General features: G+C 71.7%; 20 protein-coding genes. 9 read left to right on the plus strand and 11 right to left on the minus strand.

All coding sequences use genetic code 11. From position 1 onward, the window contains the following. Nucleotides 1-22 precede the first annotated feature (22 nt). On the plus strand, nt 23-1,315 hold the full coding sequence (locus ACQPYZ_RS21165; RefSeq protein WP_433158604.1) for a TolB family protein: 1,293 nt from the start codon (nt 23-25) through the stop codon (nt 1,313-1,315). 2 nt (nt 1,316-1,317) lie between these two features. Here the strand turns inward: ACQPYZ_RS21165 and ACQPYZ_RS21170 are convergent, their stop codons facing one another. Together ACQPYZ_RS21170 and ACQPYZ_RS21175 are read right to left on the minus strand one after the other, a co-directional pair. Further along, nucleotides 1,318-2,586, minus strand: a complete 1,269-nt coding sequence (locus ACQPYZ_RS21170) for a hypothetical protein (RefSeq protein WP_433158606.1) — start codon at nt 2,584-2,586, stop codon at nt 1,318-1,320. Between the two features lie 87 nt (nt 2,587-2,673). Then, on the minus strand, nt 2,674-4,662 hold the full coding sequence (locus ACQPYZ_RS21175) for an acyl-CoA dehydrogenase family protein (protein WP_433158609.1): 1,989 nt from the start codon (nt 4,660-4,662) through the stop codon (nt 2,674-2,676). A 144-nt stretch (nt 4,663-4,806) separates the two neighbouring features. Here ACQPYZ_RS21175 and ACQPYZ_RS21180 point away from each other — a divergent pair, with 144 nt between their 5' ends. Both ACQPYZ_RS21180 and ACQPYZ_RS21185 read left to right on the plus strand, forming a co-directional pair. Continuing rightward, a complete protein-coding gene (locus tag ACQPYZ_RS21180) occupies nt 4,807-6,750 on the plus strand; it encodes a heparinase II/III domain-containing protein (protein ID WP_433158612.1) in 1,944 nt (647 codons plus the stop codon). 50 nt (nt 6,751-6,800) lie between these two features. After that, nucleotides 6,801-7,313, plus strand: a complete 513-nt coding sequence (locus tag ACQPYZ_RS21185) for a DUF1801 domain-containing protein (RefSeq protein WP_433158614.1) — start codon at nt 6,801-6,803, stop codon at nt 7,311-7,313. Nucleotides 7,314-7,320: 7 nt separating this feature from the next. Here the strand turns inward: ACQPYZ_RS21185 and ACQPYZ_RS21190 are convergent, their stop codons facing one another. The 4 genes from ACQPYZ_RS21190 to ACQPYZ_RS21205 are packed head-to-tail and all read right to left on the minus strand — an operon-like array spanning nt 7,321 to nt 10,558. Next, nucleotides 7,321-7,749 carry a hypothetical protein gene (locus ACQPYZ_RS21190; protein ID WP_433158617.1) on the minus strand — a complete coding sequence of 143 codons (429 nt, stop codon included), beginning with the start codon at nt 7,747-7,749 and terminating at the stop codon, nt 7,321-7,323. Nucleotides 7,750-7,758: 9 nt separating this feature from the next. Continuing rightward, a complete protein-coding gene (locus tag ACQPYZ_RS21195) occupies nt 7,759-8,868 on the minus strand; it encodes an NAD(P)/FAD-dependent oxidoreductase (protein ID WP_433158620.1) in 1,110 nt (369 codons plus the stop codon). Beyond that, a complete protein-coding gene (locus ACQPYZ_RS21200) occupies nt 8,865-9,632 on the minus strand; it encodes a hypothetical protein (RefSeq protein WP_433158622.1) in 768 nt (255 codons plus the stop codon). The genes ACQPYZ_RS21195 and ACQPYZ_RS21200 overlap by 4 nt, the downstream gene beginning before the upstream one ends. Further along, nucleotides 9,629-10,558: an ABC transporter ATP-binding protein gene (locus ACQPYZ_RS21205; protein ID WP_433158625.1), complete on the minus strand. Its 930-nt coding sequence runs from the start codon at nt 10,556-10,558 to the stop codon at nt 9,629-9,631. The genes ACQPYZ_RS21200 and ACQPYZ_RS21205 overlap by 4 nt, the downstream gene beginning before the upstream one ends. An 85-nt stretch (nt 10,559-10,643) precedes the next feature. On the opposite strand from ACQPYZ_RS21205, the gene ACQPYZ_RS21210 reads away from it, so the two are divergent. Continuing rightward, nucleotides 10,644-11,069, plus strand: coding sequence for a hypothetical protein (locus tag ACQPYZ_RS21210; protein ID WP_433158628.1), 426 nt, complete (start codon nt 10,644-10,646; stop codon nt 11,067-11,069). Further along, the gene (locus ACQPYZ_RS21215) at nt 11,047-11,721 is read left to right on the plus strand and encodes a hypothetical protein (protein ID WP_433158631.1); all 675 of its coding nucleotides are present in this window, start codon (nt 11,047-11,049) and stop codon (nt 11,719-11,721) included. Before ACQPYZ_RS21210 ends, ACQPYZ_RS21215 begins: the two co-directional genes overlap by 23 nt. Here the strand turns inward: ACQPYZ_RS21215 and ACQPYZ_RS21220 are convergent. The 3 genes from ACQPYZ_RS21220 to ACQPYZ_RS21230 form a co-directional block, all read right to left on the minus strand. Continuing rightward, nucleotides 11,663-14,080: a glycosyl hydrolase gene (locus tag ACQPYZ_RS21220; protein WP_433158634.1), complete on the minus strand. Its 2,418-nt coding sequence runs from the start codon at nt 14,078-14,080 to the stop codon at nt 11,663-11,665. The two genes, ACQPYZ_RS21215 and ACQPYZ_RS21220, sit on opposite strands and share 59 nt — an antisense overlap. 82 nt (nt 14,081-14,162) lie before the next feature. Then, nucleotides 14,163-15,896 (minus strand): L-aspartate oxidase, encoded by a 1,734-nt coding sequence (locus tag ACQPYZ_RS21225; protein WP_433158637.1) that lies wholly within the window; start codon nt 15,894-15,896, stop codon nt 14,163-14,165. Nucleotides 15,897-16,000: 104 nt separating this feature from the next. Beyond that, entirely contained in the window at nt 16,001-16,561 is a 561-nt protein-coding gene (locus ACQPYZ_RS21230; protein ID WP_433158640.1) for a GNAT family N-acetyltransferase, read from the minus strand. A 176-nt stretch (nt 16,562-16,737) separates the two neighbouring features. Here ACQPYZ_RS21230 and ACQPYZ_RS21235 point away from each other — a divergent pair, with 176 nt between their 5' ends. The 3 genes from ACQPYZ_RS21235 to ACQPYZ_RS21245 all read left to right on the plus strand — a co-directional run bounded on the left by ACQPYZ_RS21235 (nt 16,738) and on the right by ACQPYZ_RS21245 (nt 21,572). Continuing rightward, nucleotides 16,738-17,352: a sigma-70 family RNA polymerase sigma factor gene (locus ACQPYZ_RS21235; RefSeq protein ID WP_433158643.1), complete on the plus strand. Its 615-nt coding sequence runs from the start codon at nt 16,738-16,740 to the stop codon at nt 17,350-17,352. 80 nt (nt 17,353-17,432) lie between these two features. Further along, complete coding sequence (locus ACQPYZ_RS21240; RefSeq protein ID WP_433158645.1) at nt 17,433-20,168, plus strand: helix-turn-helix transcriptional regulator; 2,736 nt, start codon at nt 17,433-17,435, stop codon at nt 20,166-20,168. 66 nt (nt 20,169-20,234) lie between these two features. Continuing rightward, the gene (locus tag ACQPYZ_RS21245; RefSeq protein ID WP_433158648.1) at nt 20,235-21,572 is read left to right on the plus strand and encodes an NAD(P)/FAD-dependent oxidoreductase; all 1,338 of its coding nucleotides are present in this window, start codon (nt 20,235-20,237) and stop codon (nt 21,570-21,572) included. Between the two features lie 2 nt (nt 21,573-21,574). Here ACQPYZ_RS21245 and ACQPYZ_RS21250 read toward each other — a convergent pair whose 3' ends face one another. Beyond that, nucleotides 21,575-22,039: a hypothetical protein gene (locus tag ACQPYZ_RS21250; RefSeq protein ID WP_433158651.1), complete on the minus strand. Its 465-nt coding sequence runs from the start codon at nt 22,037-22,039 to the stop codon at nt 21,575-21,577. Between the two features lie 142 nt (nt 22,040-22,181). Here ACQPYZ_RS21250 and ACQPYZ_RS21255 point away from each other — a divergent pair, with 142 nt between their 5' ends. Next, complete coding sequence (locus ACQPYZ_RS21255; RefSeq protein ID WP_433158653.1) at nt 22,182-23,621, plus strand: alkaline phosphatase PhoX; 1,440 nt, start codon at nt 22,182-22,184, stop codon at nt 23,619-23,621. Here ACQPYZ_RS21255 and ACQPYZ_RS21260 read toward each other — a convergent pair. Then, nucleotides 23,609-24,277, minus strand: coding sequence for a lysoplasmalogenase (locus ACQPYZ_RS21260; RefSeq protein ID WP_433158656.1), 669 nt, complete (start codon nt 24,275-24,277; stop codon nt 23,609-23,611). The two genes, ACQPYZ_RS21255 and ACQPYZ_RS21260, sit on opposite strands and share 13 nt — an antisense overlap. Nucleotides 24,278-24,299: the final 22 nt, after the last annotated feature.

Raw genomic sequence — 24,299 nt, forward strand, 5'->3', positions numbered from 1 at the left:
AAGTGTCCTGAAGGGGGGCACCATGAGACTCCGCAGTGCAGTCGCAGTCCTTGTTGTAGCCGCTGTCCCGCTGAGCGCGGTCGTCGCGCCGGCGAACGCCGGAGGTGACCGGATCGACCTGGTGTCGGTCGGCGTGGACGGAGGTGGTGGCAACGGCCCGTCGTTCGCGGGGACCGAGAAGGGACTGGGGGTCTCGGCGCACGGCCGGTACGTCGTCTTCTCGTCGTACGCGAGCGACCTGGTCGCCGGCGACACCAACGGCGACCGGGACGTCTTCGTCCGGGACACCGTGACCGGACGGACGACGCTGGTGTCGGTCGGTGTGAACGGCGCGCAGGGCAACGGCGAGAGCCGGCAGGGCTCGATCTCGGCCGACGGCCGGTACGTCGCCTTCAACTCCTACGCGACCAACCTGTTCCCCGGCGACACCAACGACGGCCCCGACGTCTTCGTCCGGGACCTGCGGACCGGCCGGACGACGCTGGTCTCGACCGGCCTGGAACGGCTGGCGAACCACGGCGCGCACCAGCCGGAGATCTCGGCCGACGGCCGGCACGTGGTCTTCACCTCGGCCTCGACGAACCTGGTCGCCGGCGACACGAACGACTTCGAGGACATCTTCGTCCGCGACCTGCGCGCCGGCCGGACCGAGCGGGTCTCGCTGACCGCCGACGGGCAGCAGACCGCGATCTTCTCCCGTGATCCCGCGATCTCCGCGGACGGCCGGATCGTCGCCTTCACCTCCGAGAACAGTCGCGTCCTGGTCCGCGACCGCGCGAAGAAGACCACCCGGGTGGTCTCGGACGGCGTCGTCATCGACCCTGGAACCTTCATCGTCGAGATGGTGTACCTCTCGGTGTCCGGCGACGGTGGGTCCGTCCTGTTCACGGTGGTCGAGTACGGCGGGCCCTTCGATGCGGTCGCGAACATCTGGCTGCGCGATCTGCGCACCGACCGGCTGCGACTGATCACCGCCGACGACCAGGGCAGACCGAACTCGACCGTCGGGCCGGTGTTCCGCAGCGACGTGTCCGCAGACGGCCGCTACGTGACGTTCGGGACACCGGCGCGCCTGACCGCGGCGGACACCGGGAACCTCAGCGACGTGTTCCGCCTCGACCGCAGGACCGGTGCGCGCGTGTGGATCACCCGGAAACAGGACCAGAACCCGCCCAACGGCGGCAACGGGAGTGTCGGTCCGGCGATCTCCGACGATGGGCAGCATGTCGCGTTCGACTCCGACAACCAGCAACTCGTCCCCGGCGGCAGCCCGTCCGGCAACGACACGTACCTCTGGAGTACCGCCCGGCGGTGAGGTCAGCGGACCGGGGCGGCGTCGACGGTCGGGTACGGCGAGTCCGGGAGGCCGAGGTTGCGCCAGACGAAGCGGGGGATGCGGGCGAGGAAGCCGCGGAGGAACAGCGAGCAGTGGGCGATCGTCGGCTGGTTGTGGTCGCCCGGTGAGAACCAGGCCCAGTCGTCGGCGATCCGGAAGGACACTGGCGGGTTCGCCATTAGGTACTCCATCTGCCGGGGATGGATGACGTCGTAGGCCCACTTCGTGTCCTGCGCGGTGACCGCGAACTGGTCGTTGAACGCCGCGCTCTCGAAGCTGATCCCGCGGCTGAACCCACGCTTGCCGACCTGGAGCCAGGGCATGCGTGCCGGCAACTGGAAGCCGAGGATCGCCTCGCTGTGGTTCTCGGTGACCGTGCGGGTCTGCGTCCGGCCCTCGCTGTCGGTGTAGGTCTCGGTCCGGGTCGTCTTCCAGTGGTGGGTGAACGCGACGAACGGCGGGCCGTCGCCGTCGCGCCCACGGACGACCTCACTGGTGCTGTGCCCGTGGCCTGACTGCGTCACCGGCGGCAGGTGCAGCAAGCTGTCGTCGACACCGACCCAGTACCAGTCCGGGTGGTGGTAGAAGGTTAGCCGGGCGGGCTGCTCGGGCTGGATCCACGCGTCCAGCGGCGCGGCGTCGATCGCGGCGGCGACGGTGGCCAGCAGTTCGAGCCAGGGCCCGAGCAGCTCGACCTCCTTGCGCGGCGGGTCGAGCACGACCAGCTGGTCGCCGTCGATGCTCAGGTTCACCCCAGCCTGCCCGGCGGCCAGCGCGTGCAGCCGCTCGGCCACCTGCGACGTCAGCACGGCCGACGCGAAGGTCTGGTCCAGCGCGCCGACCTGCCAGCCCGGCCCGAGCTGCGGCGCCGGTACGACGGTCGCGTCCACGCCGTACCGCGGTTGCGTCTCGCCGCCGGTGACCCACAGCTCCGGGAGCCGGCGGCTGAGCGTGACCATCCCGACCCAGCCCGACCAGTGCTCGGTCGCGTACTCGATCACCTGGAACGGCCGGCCCAGGCTGGTGTGCCCGACGATCTGGTCGTCCGGCTGCCGGCGGAAGCCGAGCCCGAACGGCGGGTTGCCCAACCTCGCGACCGCCTCGAACGTCGGACTGTTCACGAATGTCCAGCCGCGATCCCGCAACGACTTGATGTACCGCTGCCGCCGGACCAGCGCGACGATGCCCCACGTGATCCCGGCCGCGACCAGCAGCACGACGAACAGGCCGACGAACCCCACACCGTCCACAGCAACCTCCTCGGTTCACGGCCGAATCCAGGGCGACGATAGCCGCCGACCTGGTCAACCAGCCGGAAAGGGATGCGGTTCGAGGTGTCAGCGGTAGCGGCGGGAGGCGTCGGTCGCCTTCGACTCGCCCGGCTGCCACTGGGCGATCCAGGGGCCGGTCCCCTCGGACGGATCGACGATGCCGTCCTCGAGCCAGTCGTAGGCGCCGTCCAGCACCCGGCTCGCCAGCCGCCGGTCGAGATCGTCGGAGTTGTTCCACAGCTGCTCGAACAGGTGGTCCACCCGCAGCCGCGACTGCTCGCAGAACGCCTCCGCCAGCTCGTACGCCGGCCCGCCGCGCGACGGGTCCTCGGAGCGCAGCTGCTCGGCCCGGGTGCACGCGGCCGCCATCGCGAACAGCTCCGCACCGATGTCGACGATCCGGGCCAGGAACCCCTGCCGGTACTCGAGTTTCGCCTGCCACCGGCCCATCCCGTAGAACGTCTGCCGCGCCAGCTTGCGCGACGACCGCTCCACGTACCGCAGGTGCTTGGCGAGCGGCCCGAGCTCGGCGTACGACCGCGGCACGGTTCCCTTGCCGACGGCAAGCTTCGGCAGCCACTTCGCGTAGAAGCCGCTCGCGCCGACGGCCGCCTTCGCCTTGGCCTGCAGGTCGGCGTCCGCGGAGGCGAGGTCGCCGGCCGCGGCCAGGTGCGCGTCGACCGCCTCGCGGGCAATCAGCAGGTGCATGATCTCGGTCGAGCCCTCGAAGATCCGGTTGATCCGCAGGTCCCGCAGGACCTGCTCGGCCGGCACGGCGCGCTCACCGCGGGCGGCCTGGGAGTCGGCGGTCTCGTACCCCCGCCCGCCGCGAATCTGCACGAGCTCATCGGCCAGCTTCCACGCCATCTCGCTGGCCCACAACTTGGCCAGCGCCGCCTCGATCCGGATGTCCTTGCCGCCCGCATCGGACAGCCGGGCGGACAGCTCGAACACCGACTCGAGCGCGTACGTCGTCGCCGCGATGAACGAGATCTTCTCCGCCACCGCCGCGTGCTTGCCGATCGGCCGGCCCCACTGCACGCGTTCGGCCGACCACTCCCGGGCGATCTTCAGGCACCACTTGCCGGCTGCCGTACAGGTCGCCGGGATCGACAGCCGACCGGTATTCAGGGTGGTCAGCGCGATCCGCAGGCCGTCGCCCTCGCGGCCGAGCCGGTTCTCGGCCGGCACCCGGACCTGGTGGAACCGGGTCACGCCGTTCTCGATGCCGCGGAGCCCCATGAAGGAGTTGCGGTTCTCCACGGTGACGCCCGGCGCGTCCGCCTCGACCACGAACGCGCTGATGCCGCCGCGACCGCCGTCGTGCTCCGGCACGCGCGCCATCACCACGACCAACTCGGCGATCACGCCGTTCGTGGTCCACAGCTTCACCCCGTCGAGCAGGTACGCCGAGCCGTCCTCGGTCGGGGTCGCGGTCGACGCCATCCGCGCCGGGTCCGACCCGACATCCGGCTCGGTGAGCAGGAACGCCGTGACCGCGCCGGCCGCGCAGCGCGGGAGGAACCGCTGCTTCTGGTCGTCGGTGCCGAACATCTTCACCGGCTCCGGGACCCCGATCGACTGGTGCGCCGAGACCAGCGCGCTCAGGCTGGGGTGGACCGAGGCGACCATCATCAGGGCCCGGCCGTAGTACAGCATCGGCAGGCCCAGACCGCCGTACTCCACCGGGATCTTGATGCCGAAGGCGCCGAGGTCGGCGAGACCGCGCAGGTACTCGTCCGGGATCCGGTCCTCGCGCTCGATCAGCAGCCCGTCGAGCGTCTCGCAGTACGCCGTCAGCCGGGCGAGGAACTCGTCGCCGCGGGCACTGGCCTCGGCGGGCGGCCGCGGGTGCGGATGGATCAGGGACAGGTCGAAGTCGCCGAGGTACAGCTTCTTGGCGAAACTCGGCCGGGTCCACTCGGTCTCGCGAGCCTCCTCGGCGACCTGCCGGGCCTCACGCTCGCTGGCGTTCCGGCCGGTCACCGGCTGCCCGGTGGACGAGGCCGTGCCCTGGTCCGTGCCCTGGTCCGTCGCTACCCGATCCGTGGTCATGCCACTTCCCTTCCGCCTGGGGCCGCGCACTACCCACCAGTCTTACCCGGAAGTAGCCCGCACGGAACCGCACGCGCCAAGTCCGGCGATGCTCGACCCCACGTTCTGGTATATATCTTTACGGCGGGGTGGGGGGAGGCTGGGGTGTTGTCGCGGCGACCGCGGGTGCGGACCACGATCGGGCTGACTGCGGTCTGCCTGCTCGTGTGTGCGGTCGCGTTCGCCGGCGCGGTCACGGTGCTGATGCCGGGTGGGCGCGAGCGCAGTGTGGCGGCGACCGTCCCCGGTGCGTCGGTCACTCCGAGCGTGCCCTCGGCATCCGCCCCGCAGAGCCCCACACCGACGCGGGCCCCGTCGACGCCGGTCGCGCAGACGGGCACCTACCAGTGCACCGGGTTCAGCGGGATCGACGCGAAGATCCCGTTGCCGATGCTCTTCAAGGACACGTTCGCCTGGGGCGACGATCCGCCGTACCAGGTCGGTGACGGCTCCGGCGACATCCGCTGGCGGTCCGATCCGTACGCCAAACCGAGCTGGTACATGTGGCTGCACTCGCTGCGCTGGCTCGGGCAGGGCATCACCGCGGCCGGCAAGGGGAACCGTCAGGCGCTGACGCATGTGACGGCGGTGATCCAGGACTGGGTGCGCGACAACCCGTACTCCTGGAAGGGCGACGTCGGCGCCTGGGAGTCCACGATGCACCGGACCAACGTGCTGATCTGTGCCCGGCAGGCGGTGCTGTCCGGTCTGCGGGTCCGCCGACTCCCGGCGCAGTACGCGTGGCTCGACCAGGCGTTGCTCGACCACGCCAGGTTCCTGCAGGAGACCTGGGGTGGCCCGTCGAACCACGGGACGGACGAGAGCATCGCGCTGTTCGGCGTCGGCTGCACCCTCAACCGCCCCGAGTTGAAGACGCTCGCGGTCGAGCGGCTGACCGAGGCCATCACCACCGCGATCGACCCGCAGGGCTCGACCAACGAGCAGTCGATCGGGTACGCGATGTTCAACTACCAACTCTGGGGCCGGGCCACGACCGCACTGCAGCGCTGCGGCGCGAATCCGAGTCCCACCATCAACGAGCGACGCCGTGCGCTGGCGGAGTGGCTGGCCCTCGCCACCACGCCGACCGGGCAACTCCCCCAGGTCGGCGACGCGATCCGCCAGAAGCCCGACGTCGTGCGCGGCACGTCCCTGGAGTACGCCGCCTCCCTCGGCAAGCACGGAACCCGGCCACCTCGCCGTACGGCCGTCTTCGACGCCGGTTACGTCTTCGGGCGGACCGGTTGGGGTGAGACCCGGCCGTTCACGCAGGAGTCGGCGTACACGATCCGGTTCGGGCCCGGGCGCCGGTACCACGGCCACGAGGACCGCACCTCGATCACCTACGTCTCGCACGGGCGGGACATCCTGATCGACCCGGGCCACTCCGGCTATCAGCACGACAAGTGGCAGGCGTGGACGAAGAGTCAGTCGGCGCACAACGTGATGACCGTGCCGAACGGCACGCCGACCGGGTCGGAGACGCGCCTGACCGGAGCGGCCATCGCCCCGACCTCGGAGTACTACGCCCTCGCCGACACCCCCGTCGAAGGCGTGGAGCGGACCCGGGACGTCCTGGTGCTGAAGGACCCCGACCTGATCATCACGCTGGACCGCGGGAAGTCGGGCAGCGAGCAGCGGTACGAGACGTTGTGGCACCTGGCCGCCGACCAGAAGGTGACCGTGCAGTCGCCGACCACCGTGGTGGCCGCCAAACCCGGCGACACCGTCCGGACCCACCTGCTGCAGATCCCGTACCAGCAGGAGTTGCCCGCCGACGCCGTCAGTGTGGAGCAGGGCCGGAGCGACCCCGTCCAGGGCTGGTACTACCCGACGATCTTCGACCGGCTCCAGGCACCGGTGGTGAAGTTCAACCGCACCGGCGCGAACGCCACCGTCCTGTCCGCGATCGTGCCGTCGAACCGCGGCGAGACCGTTGCCTTCAGCACCCGAACGGCCGGGGGTATGTTCTTCGTCGACCTCACCGTCGGTGCCCGGAAGACCACCGTCCGCATCACCGAGAACGGCCGCCTGTCCCGGATCAGCTGAGCGGCCGGCCGTGAAGGTGAATTGAAAGCGGCCTACGTGACCCTCGTGTCATGGAACGTCCGTCCCTGCGTGCGGCCGCGCTGGCGCTCAGCCACTCCTGGCTCTCGCCGACCGGCCCTCCCCGGCAGACTGGTGCCATGGCGGAGACGACAGGAGTGGTGAACGCGGCCGGGCGGGAGCACGACGCGGACTTCGAGCGCGTGATCGCGGACTCGAGCGACCACGTGCAGGCGGTGGCACGCGCCGTCCGGGACCTGGTGTACGACGTCCTGCCCGGGACCGTCGAGGTGGTCTGGGCGCAGCAGGGGTCGGTCGGCTGGGGTGTCGGGCCGAAGAAGTTCAGCGAGCAGTTCGCCTACCTGATGCCGTCCAAGAATCACGTCACGCTCGGCTTCTACCGCGGCGGCGAACTCCCCGATCCCGAAGGCCTGCTGCCTACGACCGGCGGCCGCCAGGCCGGCGGCAAGCTGAGCATGCGCAGCTTGAAGCTCACCAGCCTCGACGACGTGAACCGGCCGGCGCTGCGTGACCTGATCGACGTGTCGACCCGAACGGGTATCTGACCGTCCCTCAGGCCGGGCCGTCGACCTCCTCGAGTCGGAGGTCGAGCAGTTGCCGCAAGGGCATGGACTCGCCGTCGCGGGCACCGAGGCCCACAGTCAGAGGTGGGTCCGACGGCAGCAGCCGCACGCCGGCGAGCCGGGACTTCAGGCCGGCGGGCGTGGCCAAGATGTAGAAGTTGCCGTCGGCGTCGACTCCGAGGGAACGGTTGCGCCGGAGGTACCAGCCGGTGACGTTCGTCCGGTAGCTCGCACTCGAGCCCGCGACCGGCGCCCGCAGCGGCTGCGGTTCGATGCCGCGCGCCTGCAACTGCCGGACGAAGTCGGTCAGCAACGCCCGGGCCTGCGCGGTCTCGGCGGCCTTGCGCTGCTCGAGGGCCGCGGCGTGCGCGGCGGACGCTTCCCGCCGCTTGTCCCGCCAACTCGGCTCAGTGTCCACCCCGCGAGCCTAGCTGGTGGGGAACGAGCGGTCGCCGAAGAGGATCCGCCGGGCGGCGGCCTGCCCGGCGGATGTCCGGAGGACCTTGAAAGCCAGCGCCGCGGCCGCGGGCGTCCGCACCTGTGCCAGTCCCCGACGCAGCAGGAGCCGCCCGCGGAATGAGGCCCGCAGCCCCGCGCCGTCGTACCTCGTCAGTGCCGCCGGCCTGCCCCGCAGAGCGTCGTCGAGTACGTCGGCCGCCAGCGAGGACAGCCGCAGACACGGATCAAGGCCGCCGGCTGTCAACGGAGAGACCGCTCCGGCCGCGTCGCCGACGAGCAGCCCGTCCACACAGCCGATCCGGCGCAGCAGCCCGCCGACCGGGATCGGGCCGCCACGTCGCTCAACGTCGATCGGACGGTCCGCACCGGGCAGGCCTGGGGCTTCCTTCGCGAACCGATCGAGCGCGCGGCGCATCCCGTCCGGGAAGCGGTCGGCGTACCCGGCGACCCCGACGTGGGCGTGCTGTCCGTCGTTGACCACCCAGGCCAGGTAGCCCGGTGCGAGCGAGGGATCGAGCACGCAGTGGAACGTCGGCGGCTCGTGGCCGCGGGGAATCGCGAACACCTCCTCGGCACCGATCAGCAGGTGCCGGTTGCGGTCCAGCCCCAGGTCGCGAGCCACCCGGGACCGGGCTCCGTCCGCGCCGACGACGTACCGCGCCCGGACCGTCGTCGGCCTGCTCGGATAGACCACGACGAACCCGTCGCTACGCCGGCCGGCGTAGCGCGTGCCCAGCCGGAGCTGTACCCCGGCATCACGTGCTCGCTGCGCCGCGGCGACGTACAACGGAGCCATGTCACCGACCCGGTACTCGTCGCGATCGCTGACCAGCGTCACCGGCCGGCGCAGGTCCGGCGGGTAGAGCGCGACCCGGCGGATCGGTGGGCCGAGACACTCGGCCGGCAAGGTGAAGTCGTCGAGCGTCTTCCGGACGAAGATGCCCGTCGTGCGGATCGCGGTGGTGAGGTTCGTACGCCGTTCGACCAGGAGGACCTCGTGTCCGCGCTCGGCCAGCAGCGTGGCGGTGTGGAGGCCGGCCAGCCCGGCCCCCACGACGAGCACGTCGGTCGTGGTCATCGGTCGGCGTCGGTGCGCATCAACCGGAGCCCGCCGGCCACGAGCAGGGCGACCGCCCACAGCCCGAGCGTGAGCCGGGCCGACGCGGTCGTCATGTCGTCCCGCGGGCCCTCGCCGAAGATCAGGAACAACGCTCCGGAACCTGGCATCCGGGCGGACAGGTCCACGGACCACTCGTACGGGAGCTGAGCCAGCAGCAGCGGCAGGACGAGCACCAGCGCGATCACGCTCACCAGCGCGGCCGCGGTGCTGCGGGTCACCAGTCCGAGGCCGACCGCGAGCCCGGCGGCCGCGGCGTACACGAAACCGAGCTCGGCCAGCGTCTCGACGCCGGCACCGAACGGCAGCCCGAGCGACGGCCGGAACGCCCAGACGATCGCACTCGCCCCGGCCACGAACAGCGCGCCGAGCACGGTCATGGTCGCGACGATGACGCCGGTCCGGGCCGCCAGCAGCACGCCCCGCCGCGGGGTCCACTGCAGGGTCGGCACGATCCCGCCGGTGCCGTGGTCGGCGGTGCTGGTGACCACGGCCATCGCGAGTACGCCGAACAACGCGAACATCGCGGTGAACCGGCCACCGTCCCAGGCGGTCGCGTCCGGCCCCGGACCGGTCGGATCGTCGGAGACGTCGTACCCCATGATCGTGCCGAAACCGAGCACCACCAGCGCGGTCGCGGCGGCGAAGATCCAGGTCGAGCGGACGCTCCACAGCCGGCTCCACTCGGCGCTGCCGGTGCGGGCGAGGACGGTCGGGGTGCTCATCGGTTCGCTCCGTCCGCGTACGACGGCGTGCTGCCGTGGTAGTCGACGCTCTCCTCGGTCAGGGCGAGGTAGGCGTGTTCGAGCGACTGCTCGAGCTCGGCCAGGTGGTGGACCGGCAGACCGAGCGCGTGCGCGAGGTCGCCGATCTCGGTCGCGCCGAGACCGGTGATCTCGAGCTCCTCCGGGGCCGTGCGCTCGACCGCGGCCCGGTCGGCCAGCGCGTGCTGCAGTTCCTCGATCCGCGGCGTCCGGATGCGGACGCGCTGCCCGCCGAGGCCGCGGAGGATGTCGTCGACCGGCGCCTCGGCGATCAGCCGGCCGCGGCCGATGATCACGATGCGGTCGGCGATCAACTGCATCTCGCTCATCAGGTGGCTGGAGACCAGCACGGTGCGGCCCTCGTCGGCGAAGCCGCGCAGCAGCGAACGGATCCAGCGGACACCGTCCAGGTCGAGGCCGTTCACCGGCTCGTCGAACAGCAGCACCTCCGGGTCACCGAGCAAGGCGGCCGCGATGCCGAGTCGTTGCCGCATGCCGAGCGAGTACCCCTTGATCCGCCGGCGGGCTGCCGAGCCGAGGCCGACCTGTTCGATCACCTCCTCGACCCGCTTCAGCGGGATGCCGTTGGTCCGCGCGCCGATCCGGAGGTGACCGCGGCCGGTCCGCCCGGGGTGCATCGCGCCCGCGTCGAGCAACGCCCCGACCTGGTACAGCGGCTCCGCGAGGTCGACGTACCGCTGCCCGTTCACCAGCGCCGTCCCCGCGGTCGGCCGGTCGAGGCCCATCACGATCCGCATCGTCGTCGACTTGCCGGCGCCGTTCGGCCCGAGGAACCCGGTCACCTCCCCGGCCGGCACGTCGAAGGTCAGATCGTCCACGGCCCGCACGGCGCCGTACTGCTTGCTGAGTCCCCGCACGCTGATCACCTATCGATAATCGATCCTCACCTATCGACTGTCAACACTCAGGCAACGATTTTCAATCGCGGGCTGAACAGTGCAGAGTGGTCGCATGGGTCTGGTCGCCGTGCTGCTGGTGTTCGTCGTCGTCGCCGGTCCAGGGCTGTTCCTCTGGGGGCGCGCGCTGGTGACCGGCCGCTGGCGGCGCAGCGCGGCCTGGTACGCCGGGACCGGCGTCCTGCTGGTGGTGGCGACGGGGGTCACGTATCTCGCCGGGGCACTGGCCGGGGCGAGCCTGGATCCGGAGGAGGCTTGTCATGCCGACGGCGAGCCGTACGACCGGGCCTACCGGCGGGCGAACTTCGAGGAGTACACGCGGTGGTTCCCGCTGCACGACAAGTGCCATGCCGGCTACGACCTCGTGCCGGCGTGGGTGAATCCGACGCTGGTGGTGCTGCCCGTGCTGGCCGTGGCCTGTCTGGCCTACGCGGCGTGGTGCCGGTCACACTCAGGGCATGAGATCACTCGAGGGTGTTGACGCGGGCAAGCCACATGCGCAGTTCCTGGCGACCGAGCACTGGAGTCTGCTGGCCACGCGGAGCATGACGTGGCAGGAGATCTTCAGCCGGACCGGGACCTACCTGACCGTTCTCTCGGCCGCCGTGGTCGCCCTCTCGCTGGTCGCCAACGCCACCGGGTTCGGGCGCGGTTTCATCACCTTCGCGTTGCTCGTCCTGCCGGTCGCCCTGCTGGTCGGGCTCGGCACGTTCTTCCGGCTGGTCGAGGCCGACATCGAGGACACCTGGCTGATCATCGGGATGAACCGGCTGCGGCACGCGTACGTCGAGCTCGCCCCCGAGCTCGAGCCGTACCTGGTCGCGAGCCACCACGACGACGTACCCGGCGTGCTGGAGACCTACAGCTTTCGCAGCCGGGTCGGCATCACCCACTGGCTGTCGGGATCGCCGGTGATCGTCGGCGTCATCAACGCCCTCGTCACCGGCGTCCTGGCGGCGGTGATCTGCGAATCCGCCGGCACCGGCGACACGCTCCGCACGACCGTCGCGATCGCCGCCGCGGTCGTCACGCTGCTGGTGCTCGCGTACCTCGGGCTGCGCAAGATCCAGCACTTCAGGCGGACCTACCGCCCCCGCTTCCCGAACGACGAAGGATCAGCGCCGGCGGCCTGAACAACCCCGAGCTGACCGAGTCGGCGGCGTGCTCGAGGTCCTGCAGGTCGAACCGGCGGCCGTAGCGAGCCGTCACCGACTCGACCAGCGGGGCCAGGTGCTCGTCCGCCGACAAGGCGTTCGCGGCCGTGTTGTGCACGACGACCCGCAACGCGTTGGCGCCCGGCTTCGCCGCCTCGGTGATGTCGACGCGGTAGGGCGGAGCCCACACCGCCCCGCAGCGCACGTCGTTCACCCACACCTCGGCGGCGACCCCGACCGGCGGCTCGAGCAACGCGTGATACGAGTGCGCCGGCAGATGAGCCGACCGCTCGGCCGGCGAGCCGTCACCGAAGTCCAGCATCACCCGTCCGTCGTACTCCGGAAGGTCGAGCTCGAGCTCGTACGACGCCGAGCCCGAGTACGCCGCCCGCGCCGGATCGTCCTCCCACCGATGCGGCAACCGGACCGAGTCACCGAACACCCGCCACGACCCGTCCACTACGCCCAGCGGTACGTCGACCACCTGCTCGGCATCACCTGTCGACACCGGCACGAGCACAGCCGCCTCGTACGGCGCGAGCGTCACCTCGGCCGGGCCGATCACCGTCGTCGACCCGGTCCCAGGATCCCACCGCTCGGCCGTCGGCACGTCGAGCGTGAAGGTCCGCGTGCGGTTGCCCGTGTTCGCGACGAAGTACACGTCGCCGTCGTCGAGCCGCCGGTGCACGATCCCGACGTCGTCCGGCAGCCGCTCCGGGAGGTGATCGGCCAACTCGGCCGGATCGTCGACCACCACTCCCCCGGCCGCAACGACGGCCTCGAGCCAACGCCTCGTCTCCGCCGGCACGTTCGTCGTGGGTACGACGACCAGCCCGGCCGCCGCGGGGTCGACGACGGCGATCGCGTCGTCGTCGATCAGGTCGAAGTCGAGCCCGGACTCGCGGATCATCCGCGGGAGGTCGTCGCCGATCAGCCGCCGGGCCGTGCGATACAGGTTGAGCGACCCGGTCGCGTAGGCGTCCGAGGCCGGGACGTACACCTTGACCGGGCGGACCGGCGTGCCCTGCTGAAGCAGCCAGGACAGCCGGTGCAGGTAGCCGAACAGGTCGGGCGCGACCGGCCACCACGGGTTGCGGTCGTCCAGCGCACCGGCGGCGTAGAAGATCCAGCCAAGTCCTGGTTCGCCCGAGGGCGAGTACGGCCAGCCGTGCCCCATCAACTGGTTCACCCCGGACAGGAAGTGCTCGTGCGCCTCACCCTTGAGATCGAGCGGCGTCGCCCGGAACGACGGTGAGTGCACCCAGGTCCACGCCTCGGCCGACACCACCGGCCGGCCGTAGAGGCTCGCGGCCGACGACGCCCAGCGCGTCTCCGGCAGCCGCGTCCACCCCCAGCCCTCCCCCTCGAACAGGTCGGCGTGCCGGTAGCTGCTCACGGTCGCCGGCGGCTCGCCGTACGACTGGATCCGGAACGGTACGCCGCGGCCGGCCGCCCAGCGCCGGACGACGGCGAGGAAGTTCTCCTCGTACAGCTCCGACAAGGTCCGGTAGAAGTCGATCCGGACCTGCTCCGAATCGGTTAGCAACTCCCACAGCCGCGGTCGCAGGTCGTACCCACGCCGCCGCTCGAACTCCACGGGCAAGGACGGCGTCCAGTCCGCCTGGTACACCTCGAGACTGTCGCAGAACACCGAGCCCACCAGCTCAGGTGTCGCCGCCGAGAGCAAGGGGTGCGCCACCGACCTGAGGTGCTCCTCCGCGGCGGCGACCGAGTAGTGGTCGAGCACCGGCCCTTCCGCACCGGCCGCGGCCCGCTTGACGTTCTGCCCGGTCAGCCGGGAGGTCGCGATCAGCACCTCGCGCGGCCCGTTCCCGGTCGGGACCCGGATCATCCCGTTGCTGATGGCAACTTCGTCGTACGTCGAGGGGACGCCGGCCGACCCGTCACCGACGAACGCCGCGACCACCTGGTCGCCCGGCCACGCCTCGGCCACGGGCACGTCGTACGCCTCGGCGCCGATCTCGCGCCGGTCCCAGCTGAGCCTGCGCGCCGCCAGCTCCGGCGGGATGTGGCCGCCGCCGAAGGACCACCCGCTGCCGAGGGTCAGGTCGAACCGCAGCCCGAGCGCACGGGCCGTCCGGGCCGCGAACCCCACGTCCTGGAGGAACTTCTCCGAACCGAACGGCGCGTCGACCGCGCTCATCGGGTAGACGAAGGCGGCCTCGACCCCGCCGAGTCCGGCCGCCGCCATCGCGGTCAGCTGGCGTTCGAGCTCCCGCCGGTCCACCGCCGGGCCGAACCACCACCACCGCATCATCACCCGGCCGTGACCCGGCGGCGCCGCGAACCCCCGTCGTACGTCGTGCACCGTCGCCACAGGTCCCGACCTCCGCAAGTCTCGGTTCGGTCCACCCCATCCCGAGCCCTGACGTCCGGTCAACGCCGGTGACCACTACCGGTCACTCGACCAGCTTGCCCTCGGTGGAGATGTCGTCGCGCATGAGTGCGCGGATCTCGTCGGGGATCGGCGGGATGCTCTCGTGCTCGACCTCGCCCGGCCCGGACCAGACCATGTTGACCTGGAGGGACTCATCGAGGTCGGGGAAGTCCGAGCGGTTGTGGCAGCCCCGGGTCTCGCGGCGTTCGAGGGCGGCGTCCAGGGTGGCCCGCGCGGCCAGCGCGGACGCCTTCAGGTCGAACGCGTGCGCCAGGTCCTGGAACCCGGCGATGTCCGGGTGGACGCCCATCCGGGTCATCCGCTCCTCGAGGTCGCCCAGCTCGGAGATGCCGGCCAGCAGCCCGGCCGCGTCCCGGACCACGCCGGCGCGGTTCGTCATGGTGTCCCGGAGCGCGCGCTGCAGGGCGCGGACGTTCTCCTCGCCGTCGTTGGCGAGCAGGTCGTCGATCTCGGCCCGGGCCTCGGCGACGGCCTCCGCGGACCGCTCCTGCGACTGCCGCCCGACCGAGAACTTCGCCGCCTCCTCGGCCACGATCCGGCCGAACACCAGCAGCTCGATCAGCGAGTTGCCGCCCAGCCGGTTCGCGCCGTGCAGGCCGCTGGCCGCCTCACCGAGCGCGAACAGCCCCTCGACGTCGGTGCTGTGGTCGTCCGGGCGGACCCACACCCCGCCCATCGAGTAGTGCGCGGTCGGGGCGATCTCGATCGGCTGCTTGGTGATGTCGAGCATCTGCAGCTCGAGCAGCGTCTGGTAGACCCGCGGCAGCCGGCGCATGATCGTCTCCCGCGGCAGGTGCGACACGTCCAGCCAGACCCCGCCGTTCGGCGTACCGCGGCCGGCCATGATCTCGGTGTACGCCGCCAGCGCGACCCGGTCCCGGGTCGACAGCTCCATCCGCTCGGCGTCGTACCGGGTCATGAACCGCTCGCCCAGCGCGTTCCGCAGCTGACCACCCTCACCGCGGGCCGCCTCGGAGACCAGCGTGCCGGCCGCGTTCTCGGGCTCGATCAGGCCGGACGGGTGGAACTGCACCAGCTCGGGGTCGCGGATCCGTCCACCGGCGAGTACGGCCAGGCGGAAGGAGTCGCCGGTGTTCTCGTCCCGCCGCGACGACGTCCGCCGCCAGATCCGGGTGTGACCGCCCGCGGCCAGGATCACCGCGTCGGCGTGGATGACGTAGCGCCGCCCGGTCGTCAGGTCGAAGCCGTAGGCGCCGAACACCCGGTTGTCCTTGACCAGGATCCGGGTCACGTAGACGGTGTCCAGGATCGGCACGCCCAGCTGGACGGCGCGGTTGATCAGCGTGCGCTGGATCTCCAGCCCGGTGTAGTCGCCGGCGAACGCCGTCCGGCGGTAGCGGTGCGCGCCGAAGAACCGCTGGGAGATCCGGCCGTCGGCCTCGCGCGCGAACGGCATGCCGTAGCGCTCCAGGTCCTCGATGCCCTGGGCCGCACCCTCGGTGACGATCCGGACGGTCTCCGGGTTCGCCAGCAGGTAGCTCTCCTGCAGGGTGTCGGCGGCGTGCTGCTGCCAGGAGTCCTCCGGGTCCATCGTGGCCAGCGCCGCGTTGATCCCGCCGGCGGCCAGCGAGGTGTGCGCGTCCGAGCGCGGGCGCTTGCCGAGGGCGAGCACCTCGACCCCCTGCTCGGCCAGCTCGATCGCGGCCCGCAGACCGCCACCACCGGTTCCGATCACCAGGACGGACGTGGCGATCTGCTGCTCGGTGGTCTTCATCGGGTCTCCTTCGACTCGGCTCCGGAGGCCTCGTTGCCTCCGCAGCTAAGACAACTCAAGGCAGCGGTCTGTGACTATCGGACCGGTCACAATCTGACTGTCTGTCACCTCTCACCGGCGTCCTCCTCCGGGGTGTCCGCGTGATAGGCGAGGTCGTAGTGGCGCAACCGGTACAGGTTCAGGCGCTGACCGTGGTACTGGTCGGTCTCGCCGATCAGCTCCATCCCGATCCGCTTGGCGGTGCCGGCCGCACGGGCGTTCGTCGGGCCGACCAGGGCGAACACCTCCTCGAGGTCGGTGTGGTGCATCGTCCAGTCGGCCACCGCCGCCCCGGCCTCCGCGGCGTACCCGTGCCCCCACGCCGTCCGGGCCAGTTGCCAGCCGATCTCGATGTCCTCCCAGGGTGCGAGCCGGAGCAGCGCCACTCCGCCGACCACCCGGCCGGTGTCCCGCAGCTCGACGGCCCAGTGACCGGCCGGCGCGGTGTCCTCCGCCTTCCAGCGGTGCAGCAGGTCGCGCATGGCGAGCACGTTCGGCACCCAGGTCATCTCCGGGGTGAGCCACCGGGTGACGTGCTCGTCGCCGTAGATCACCAGCGCGTCCGTGGCGTCGGTGTCGCGCCACGGCCTGATCACCAGTCGTTCGGTCTCGATGCTCGGCTTCATCTCGTCCCTTCCGCGGCAGGAACCTGCAGAGGGTAGGACCGCGTAGCCGACGCCGTTGTGACACAGCGGTCCGTGGGGGGACCACGGACCGCACCACGTACTTCCGGGGCGCGACGGCCACGGACCCGCGGCCAGGCTGGAACCACCATCCCGGGAACGGAGCAGAGGAGCCGACCATGAACCTGGACCAGGCAGCCGACGACTTCGCCGTACTCCGTCCCCGCCTGTTCGGGATCGCCTACCGGATCGTCGGCAACGCGCCCGAGGCCGAGGACATCGTCCAGGACGTCTGGCTGCGCTGGCAGCGCACCGACCGGTCGGCGGTCGTCGACCCGGCCGCCTTCCTGGCCACCGCCACGACCCGGCTGGCGATCAACCTCGCCCGCTGCGCCCGCCGCCGGCACGAGACGTACGTCGCCTCCTGGCAGACCGAGGAGCGCGCGGCCGACGACGCCGATCCGCACCTGCTGGCGGAGCGTGACGACTCCATCGACCGGGCCGCCCGGCTGCTGCTCGAACGCCTCTCCCCCGCCGAGCGGGCCACCTACGTACTGCGGGAAGGCTTCGAGTACCCGTACCGGCAGATCGCGGAGACGCTGCGGATCGGCGCCCCGAACGCCCGGCAGCTCGTGAAACGGGCTCGCGACCGGTTGGCCTCCGACCGGCGCCGTCCGTACAGCCCGGTCGCGCACAGCCAGTTCGTCCGCGCGCTGGCGTCGGCATCGCGGGCCGGTCAGTTGGCCGACCTCGAGCAGTTCCTCACCGCGGGCCTGGCCGAGCAGGCAGCCTGACCCAGTTTCGGCGTACCGGCCCGTACTCCTACCCCCGAACGCTATCGCCCTCTAGCCTCTGATGGGGAGGGTGTTGAGCGGTGACGGGTGCGACGGACAACCTTCGCGGCCGGGCTGCGGAGTGCGCACGTCTGGACCGTCTGGTGGCCGGCGTGCGCGCCGGCCGGGGACAGGTGCTGGTCGTCCGGGGTGAGGCCGGGATCGGCAAGTCCGCGCTGCTGAACCACCTCGCGCACAACGCCGAGGGATGCCGGGTCGCCCGGGCGTCGGGAGTCGAGTCCGAGATGGAGCTCCCGTTCGCCGGTCTGCACCAGTTGTGCGGCCCGATGCTGAACCTCGCCGAGGAGTTGCCGCCACCGCAGCGGGCGGCGCTTTCCGTTGCCTTCGGCATCGAGTTCGGCGGTCCGCCGGACCGGTTCCTGGTCGGCGCGGCCGTCCTCAGCCTGTTGTCGGAGGTGGCCGACCGCAAGCCGCTGCTGTGCGTGGTGGACGACGCGCAGTGGCTCGACCAGGCCTCCGCGCAGGCGCTCACCTTCGTCGGCCGGCGGCTGTTCGCCGACCGCATCGGCATCGTGTTCGCGGTCCGCGAGCCGGTGACCGCGCCGGAGTGGCGCGGCTCGCCGGAGCTGGTGGTCGGCGGTCTGCCGGACGAGGACGCGGGCGCGCTGCTCGATTCCGTGGTGCCGGGCCGGCTGGACGAGCACATCCGCGACCGGATCGTGGCGGAGACCCGTGGCAATCCGCTGGCGCTGCTCGAGCTGCCGCGCGGCCTGACCGTGTCCGAGTTGGCCGGCGGGTTCGAAGCCCCGGACGCGCGGCCGCTGGCGAGCCAGATCGAGCAGAACTTCACCCAGCGCGTGCAACTCCTCCCGCCACCCACCCAGCACCTCCTGCTGACGGCCGCCGCCGAACCGCTCGGCGACCTGCCGCTGCTGCTCCGTGCGCTGCGGAACCTGGACGTGCCGTTCACCGAGGCCGAACCCGCGGAGGCTTCCGGGCTGATCGAGTTCGGCGCGCGTGTGCGGTTCCGCCATCCGCTGGTCCGGTCGGCGGTCTACCGGACCGCCCGCCCGTCCGACCGGCGCGCGGTGCACGCCGCCCTGGCCGCGGCGATCGACCCCGGCCTCGACCCCGACCGGCGCGCGTGGCACCGGGCCCAAGCGGCCGACGAACCGGACGAGGACGTCGCCCGCGAGCTGATCGCCTCGGCCGCCCGGGCCGAGCGCCGTGGCGGCCTGGCCGCCGGCGCGGCGTTCCTGCGGCGCGCGACCGACCTGACACCGGACCCGGCCGTCCGGGCGGGCCGGGCGTTGTCCGCCGCCCAGGCCACCTTCCGGGCCGGCGCCTTCGAGGCCGCGCACAAGCTGCTCGTCGTCGCGGACGAGTCGACCGACGAACTGCAGCAGGCCACCGTGAGCCTGCTCCGGGCCCAGATCACGTTCGCCTCCGGGCACGGCGGTGCGGCCGCCCCGCTGCTGCTCGACGCGGCCCAGCGCCTGGAGCCGCTCGACCCCGCGCTGGCCCGCGACACCTATCTCGACGCCTTCGTGGCGGCCATGTTCGCCGGTGTGCTCGCACCGGGCTCGCCGCACGTCGACGTGGCCAGGGCGGCGCGCGCGGCGCCACAACCGCCGACGCGCCGCAAGCACGATCTGCTGCTCGAGACCCTCGCGGTCTCGTTCACCGACGGGTACCCGGCCGCCGTGCCACTGGCCCGGGCGGCGATCGAGGCGTTCGCGGACCCCGCCCAGGCAGCGCCGGACGACGCACGCTGGTTGTGGATGGCGGCGCGCATCTCCGTCGACCTCTGGGACTACGAGCACTGGGACGTCCTCACCGACGCGCACACCCGGATGGCCCGCGAGCTCGGCGACCTCGCCGAGCTGCCGCTGGTGCTCAACTCGCGGCTGATGATGCTCCTGTTCGGCGGCGAGGTCGGGACCGCTGTCTCCCTGCAGGCGGAGATCCGGACGATCGAGGAGGCGACCGGCAGCGCGATGGCGCCGTACGGCGAGATCGGCCTGGCCGTCCTGGGTGGACGGGTCGACGAGGCCGTCCCGCTGATCGCCCGGTCCTTGGAGGACGTCGTCGCGCGCGGGGAAGGCGGCGGCCTGACCTACACCCGGTGGGCGAACTCGGTCCTGCTGAACAGCCTCGGCCGGTACCCGGAGGCACTGGCGTCGGCCCAGGCGGCCACCGCGGACCCGAACGACCGCGGGGTCGGCAACTGGGCACTGCCCGAGGTGGTCGAGGCGGCCGCCAGGAGCGGGCGGCGGGAGCAGGCGACCGAGGCGTTCGACCGGATGGAAATGCTCGCGCAGGCCACCGGGACGGACTGGGCGCTCGGTCTGCTGGCCCGCTCGAAGGCCCTGCTGTCGTCCGGTGCCGCGGCGGAGCCGTGCTACCAGGAGGCCGTCGAGCGATTCGGCCGGACCCGTCTGCGGATCGAGCTCGCCCGGTCGCACCTGCTGTACGGCGAGTGGCTCCGGCGCGCGGGCCGTCGCCACGACGCCCGGGCCGAGCTGCGGACGGCGTACGAGCAGCTGGTCGCGGTCGGCTCCGACGCGTTCGCCGAGCGCGCCCGGCACGAGCTGGCAGCCGCGGGCGAGGCCGTCGACGAGCGGACGAGCCGCCCCGCCGATGCGCTCACCGCGCAGGAGGCCCACATCGCCGAGCTCGCCGCGGACGGGCTCACCAACGCCCAGATCGGCGCGAAGATGTTCCTCAGCCAGCACACGGTCGAGTGGCACCTCCGGAAGGTCTACACCAAACTCGGCATCTCCTCCCGCCGTCAGCTGCGCCCGCAGCAGGGCTGAACCTGTCACAAACGGGTCGCCTGACTTGTCTTAACTGGTGACAAGACAGACAGCTGGAGGCACTAAGTGCGCAGGATCCTCGTGGTCGGCGGCGGGTACGCCGGCTTCTACGCGGCATGGAAGTTGGAGAAGAAGCTTCGCAAGGGTGAAGCCGAGGTCGTCGTGGTCGATCCCCGGCCGTACATGACCTATCAACCGTTCCTCCCGGAGGTCCTGTCCGGGAACGTCGAGGCCCGGCACGCCGCGATCTCGCTGCGCCGCAACCTGCACCGGACCAAGCTCGTCGCCGGCGCGGTCACCTCGATCGAGCACGCCCGGCGCGTGGTCACGGTGCACCCGGTCCAGGGCGCCGACTTCGAGCTCCCGTACGACATCATCGTCGTGACCGCCGGTGCGGTCACCCGGACGCTCGCGCTGCCCGGCGTGGCCGAGCGCGCGATCGGGATGAAGCACGTCGAGGAGGCGGTCGCGATCCGCGACCAGCTGCTGACCGCCTTCGACCGGGCGTCGGTGCTGCCGCCGGGCCCGGAGCGCAAGCGACTGCTGACGGTCACCTTCGTCGGCGGCGGGTTCGCCGGCGTCGAGGGCTTCGCCGAGCTGCTCTCGCTGGCGAACGGGCTGCTCAAGACCTACCCGGAGCTCCAGCCGAGTGACCTCGCCTTCCACCTGGTCGAGGCGAGCCACCGGATCCTGCCGGAGGTCACCGACAAGCCGGCCGCCTGGGTGCGCGCCACCCTCGAGCGGCGCGGTGCGCAGATCCACCTGGACACCACGCTGGTGTCCGCCGCCGACGGACACGTGGTGCTGTCGGACGGTACGACGTACGAGTCGGACCTGATCGTCTGGACGGCCGGCAACGCGGCCACCCGGCTCGTCCGCGGCCACACCGACCTCCCGGTGACGCCGCGCGGGCTGGTCCAGGTCCGGGCCGACCTCCGGGTCGGCAGCGAGGACGAGATCGTGCCGGACGCGTGGGCGGCCGGTGACGACGCCGCCGTCCCCGACCTGGCGTCGCCGGTGCCCGGGGCGTTCACGGTGCCGAACGCGCAGAACGCCGTACGCCAGGGCAAGCTGCTGGCGAAGAACCTGCTGCGTACGCTGCGCGGGCGGAAGCCGAAGAACTACGTCCACCACACGCTGGGCGCGGTCGCCACCCTCGGCCTCGGCCGCGGGGTCTTCCAGTACAAGCGGATCGTGGTCAAGGGGTTCCTGGCGTGGCTCATGCACCGCGGGTACCACGTGCTGGCGGTGCCGACCTGGGACCGGAAGATCCGCGTGCTGTCGGTCTGGCTGGCCGCCGCGTTCTACGGGCGGGACATCGTCTCGCTGGCGTCGGTGCAGCGGCCGCGGGACGCGTTCGTGACCGAGGCCGACCTCCCGGAGCTGATGTCCAAATCCGCCTGAGGTCAGCGCGGGTTGGTGCAGAGGAACGGCGGGCGGGTGCCGCCCGAGTGGTAGTGGTACTCCTTCCCGCCGGCCTCGAGCACGACCCGGCTGCCCGGGACCAGGGCCTGGGTGTAGTTCATCCCCGGCTCGGGACAGCCGAGGCTGCCGTCCGGCCAGGTCACCTCGCCGGCGCTGACCACGGTCACCTGATTGGCCTCGATCCCCAGCCGCTTCACCAGGTCGGCCTTGGCCTGCTCGATCGCGCCGGCCGCGGGGCTCCCCGGCCCGGACGGCTCCGGGCTCGGTGTCCCCGGGCTCGGTGTCCCCGGGCTCGGTGTGCCGGGGTCCGGGGTGCCGGGGCTGGGTGTGCCCGGGCTGGGTGTGGTGCTCACAGTCGGCCGTCCTTCCGTGCCAGATTCGTTGCCGCACGCAACCAGTAGGGCGGCGGCCGCGAGCACGGCGGCGGCCACGGTCGGGTTTCGCATCCGATCACCTCCCCCTCTGGACGCCGGCGGCGCCCGGTTCGTTGCGGCGTCAGTTGTTCAGGTCCCGTTTCCCCGGCGGCAGCCGTCCGGGGGCAGGATCGCGTGGGGCCGCCCGCCCGCCAACGTACCAAGGAGCATCGTCATGTCTGTTGACCGCCGTTCCGTCCTCCGGGGTGCCGCCGCCGGCGCCGCGGGAGTCGGCTTCGCCACCGTCGGCACCGTTCCGTCGCTCGCCGCGGCGACGCCCGGTCCGCGGCACACCCCGTTCCCGACCCACCGGCCGTTCCCGCCGCTGCTGGACGACCCGAACGGCATCCTCGCGCTGCCGCCGGGCTTCCGGTACCGGATCGTCACCAAGGCCGGCGAGACCAAGCTCCGCACCGGCCAGCCGACCCCGTCGCTGCACGACGGTACGGCGGTCTTCGACGGCGGCCGGAACCGGTACCTGCTGATCCAGAACCACGAGGTCGGCAGCAACAACGCGCTCGGCGTCCCGCCGATCGAGGGCACCGTGTACGACGCCGGCGTCGGCTCGGCCGGTGGTTGCACGGTCATCTCCGTCGACCGCGACGGCAAGAACCTGGGCGAATGGGTCGGCATCTCCGGCACGCTGACGAACTGCGCCGGCGGCCACACCCCGTGGGGCACCTGGCTGACCTGCGAGGAGACCGAGTCCAAGGCCAACGGCACCACCCGGCTGAAGGACCACGGCTACGTCTTCGAGGTCTGGGGCGACGGCAGGACCGCGCACCCGGTCCCGCTGAAGGCACTCGGCCGCTACGCCCACGAGGCGCTCGCGGTCGACAAGGAGGGCGACCACATCTACCTGTCCGAGGACGCCTCCGGCCCGAACGGGCTGTTCTACCGGTGGTCCGCCCCGCGCGGCTACCAGCTCGGCCCGTACAGCTGGCGGCACCTGGCCGACGTGAACTTCGGCACGCTCGAGGCGATGGCCATCCTCGGTGACGACGGCAAGCCGATCCCGGACGTCGCGTACCTGACGTCGGCGCAGCTCCTCCGGCCGTTCCGGGTCGCGTGGGTGCCGGTGCCGGACCGGGACGCGGTCTCGGTCTCCTGCCGCAAGCAGTTCACCGACGACCAGGTCACCCGGGGCAAGAAGTTCGAGGGCGTCTTCGGCACCGACGAGGGCGTGTACGTCGTCAACTCCTACGCCGAGTCCGGCACCGCCGACCTCCCGGCCGACGCCGTACCGCACGACGGCATGGTGTGGTTCTACAACTACCGGAACCGGACCATCCAGCTGGTCACCTACTTCCCGGAGAGCGCGGCCGCCGACCTCGGCTCCGAGGCGCGGTACGACGACTACAACTTCGACAGCCCGGACAACGTCACCGTCACCCCGTGGGGTTCGCTCGTGCTCGCCGAGGACGGCAACGCCAGCAGCCACGTGCTCAGCTCGACCCCGGGCGGCCCGACGTACGCGATCGCCCGGAACATGCTGAACGACTCCGAGTTCACCGGCCCGGCGTTCTCCGACGACGGCCGGATCCTCTTCGTCAACCTGCAGACCCCCGGCATCACCTTCGCCATCACCGGCCCCTGGCGCGACTACCTCGACTGATTCTTCGGAGGGCCGTCCGGTGGGTTGTTCACCGGGCGGCCCGCCGCGGTGTCCCGCAGGGCGCCGGAGGTGAGGAAGTACTGACCGGCGGCGTACGTCGTCATCACCAGGATCCCGCGGCCGCGGAAGTTGTGGCCGGCCAGGCGCATCGCGATCAGCGCGTCCGAGATCAGGAACAGCGTCCCGCCGAGGCCGCTGCGCGGACTGTGCCAGCGGGACACGATGGCGGTTGCCGTCAGCAACAACGCGTACGCCGCGACCGGAACCCGCTGGCCGCCGAGGCCCGGGGACAGCACCGCCACCAGCGCCGCCCACAGCGCGCCGTACGCCGCGACGACCCGCCACGACCGCTGACCGGGTTTGCCCAGGTAGACCGCGAGGTAGCAGACGTGCGCCGCGGCGAAGGCGGCGATCCCGGCAAGCTGCAGGTCCGTCTCCAGCAGCAGGTCCCCGGCGGCCGAGGCGAGCAGCGCGGCCTGTATCAGGGGCGGCGCCTTCTCGGACCGCGACCAGGAGAGTAGCAACGGCATCAGCGACACCTTGCTGGCCTGCTTCAGCGCCTTGGCGTCGCAGGCGATGGCGACCACCTGCACCACCGTCGCGCCCCAGTACGCCGCCAACCGCCGCCGCCCGTTCGCCAGCTGACCCAGTCTCATGGCGGCGAGTGTGGACCACCCC

This window comes from Kribbella sp. CA-247076, from assembly GCF_050942445.1.
Classification (GTDB): Bacteria; Actinomycetota; Actinomycetes; order Propionibacteriales; family Kribbellaceae; genus Kribbella.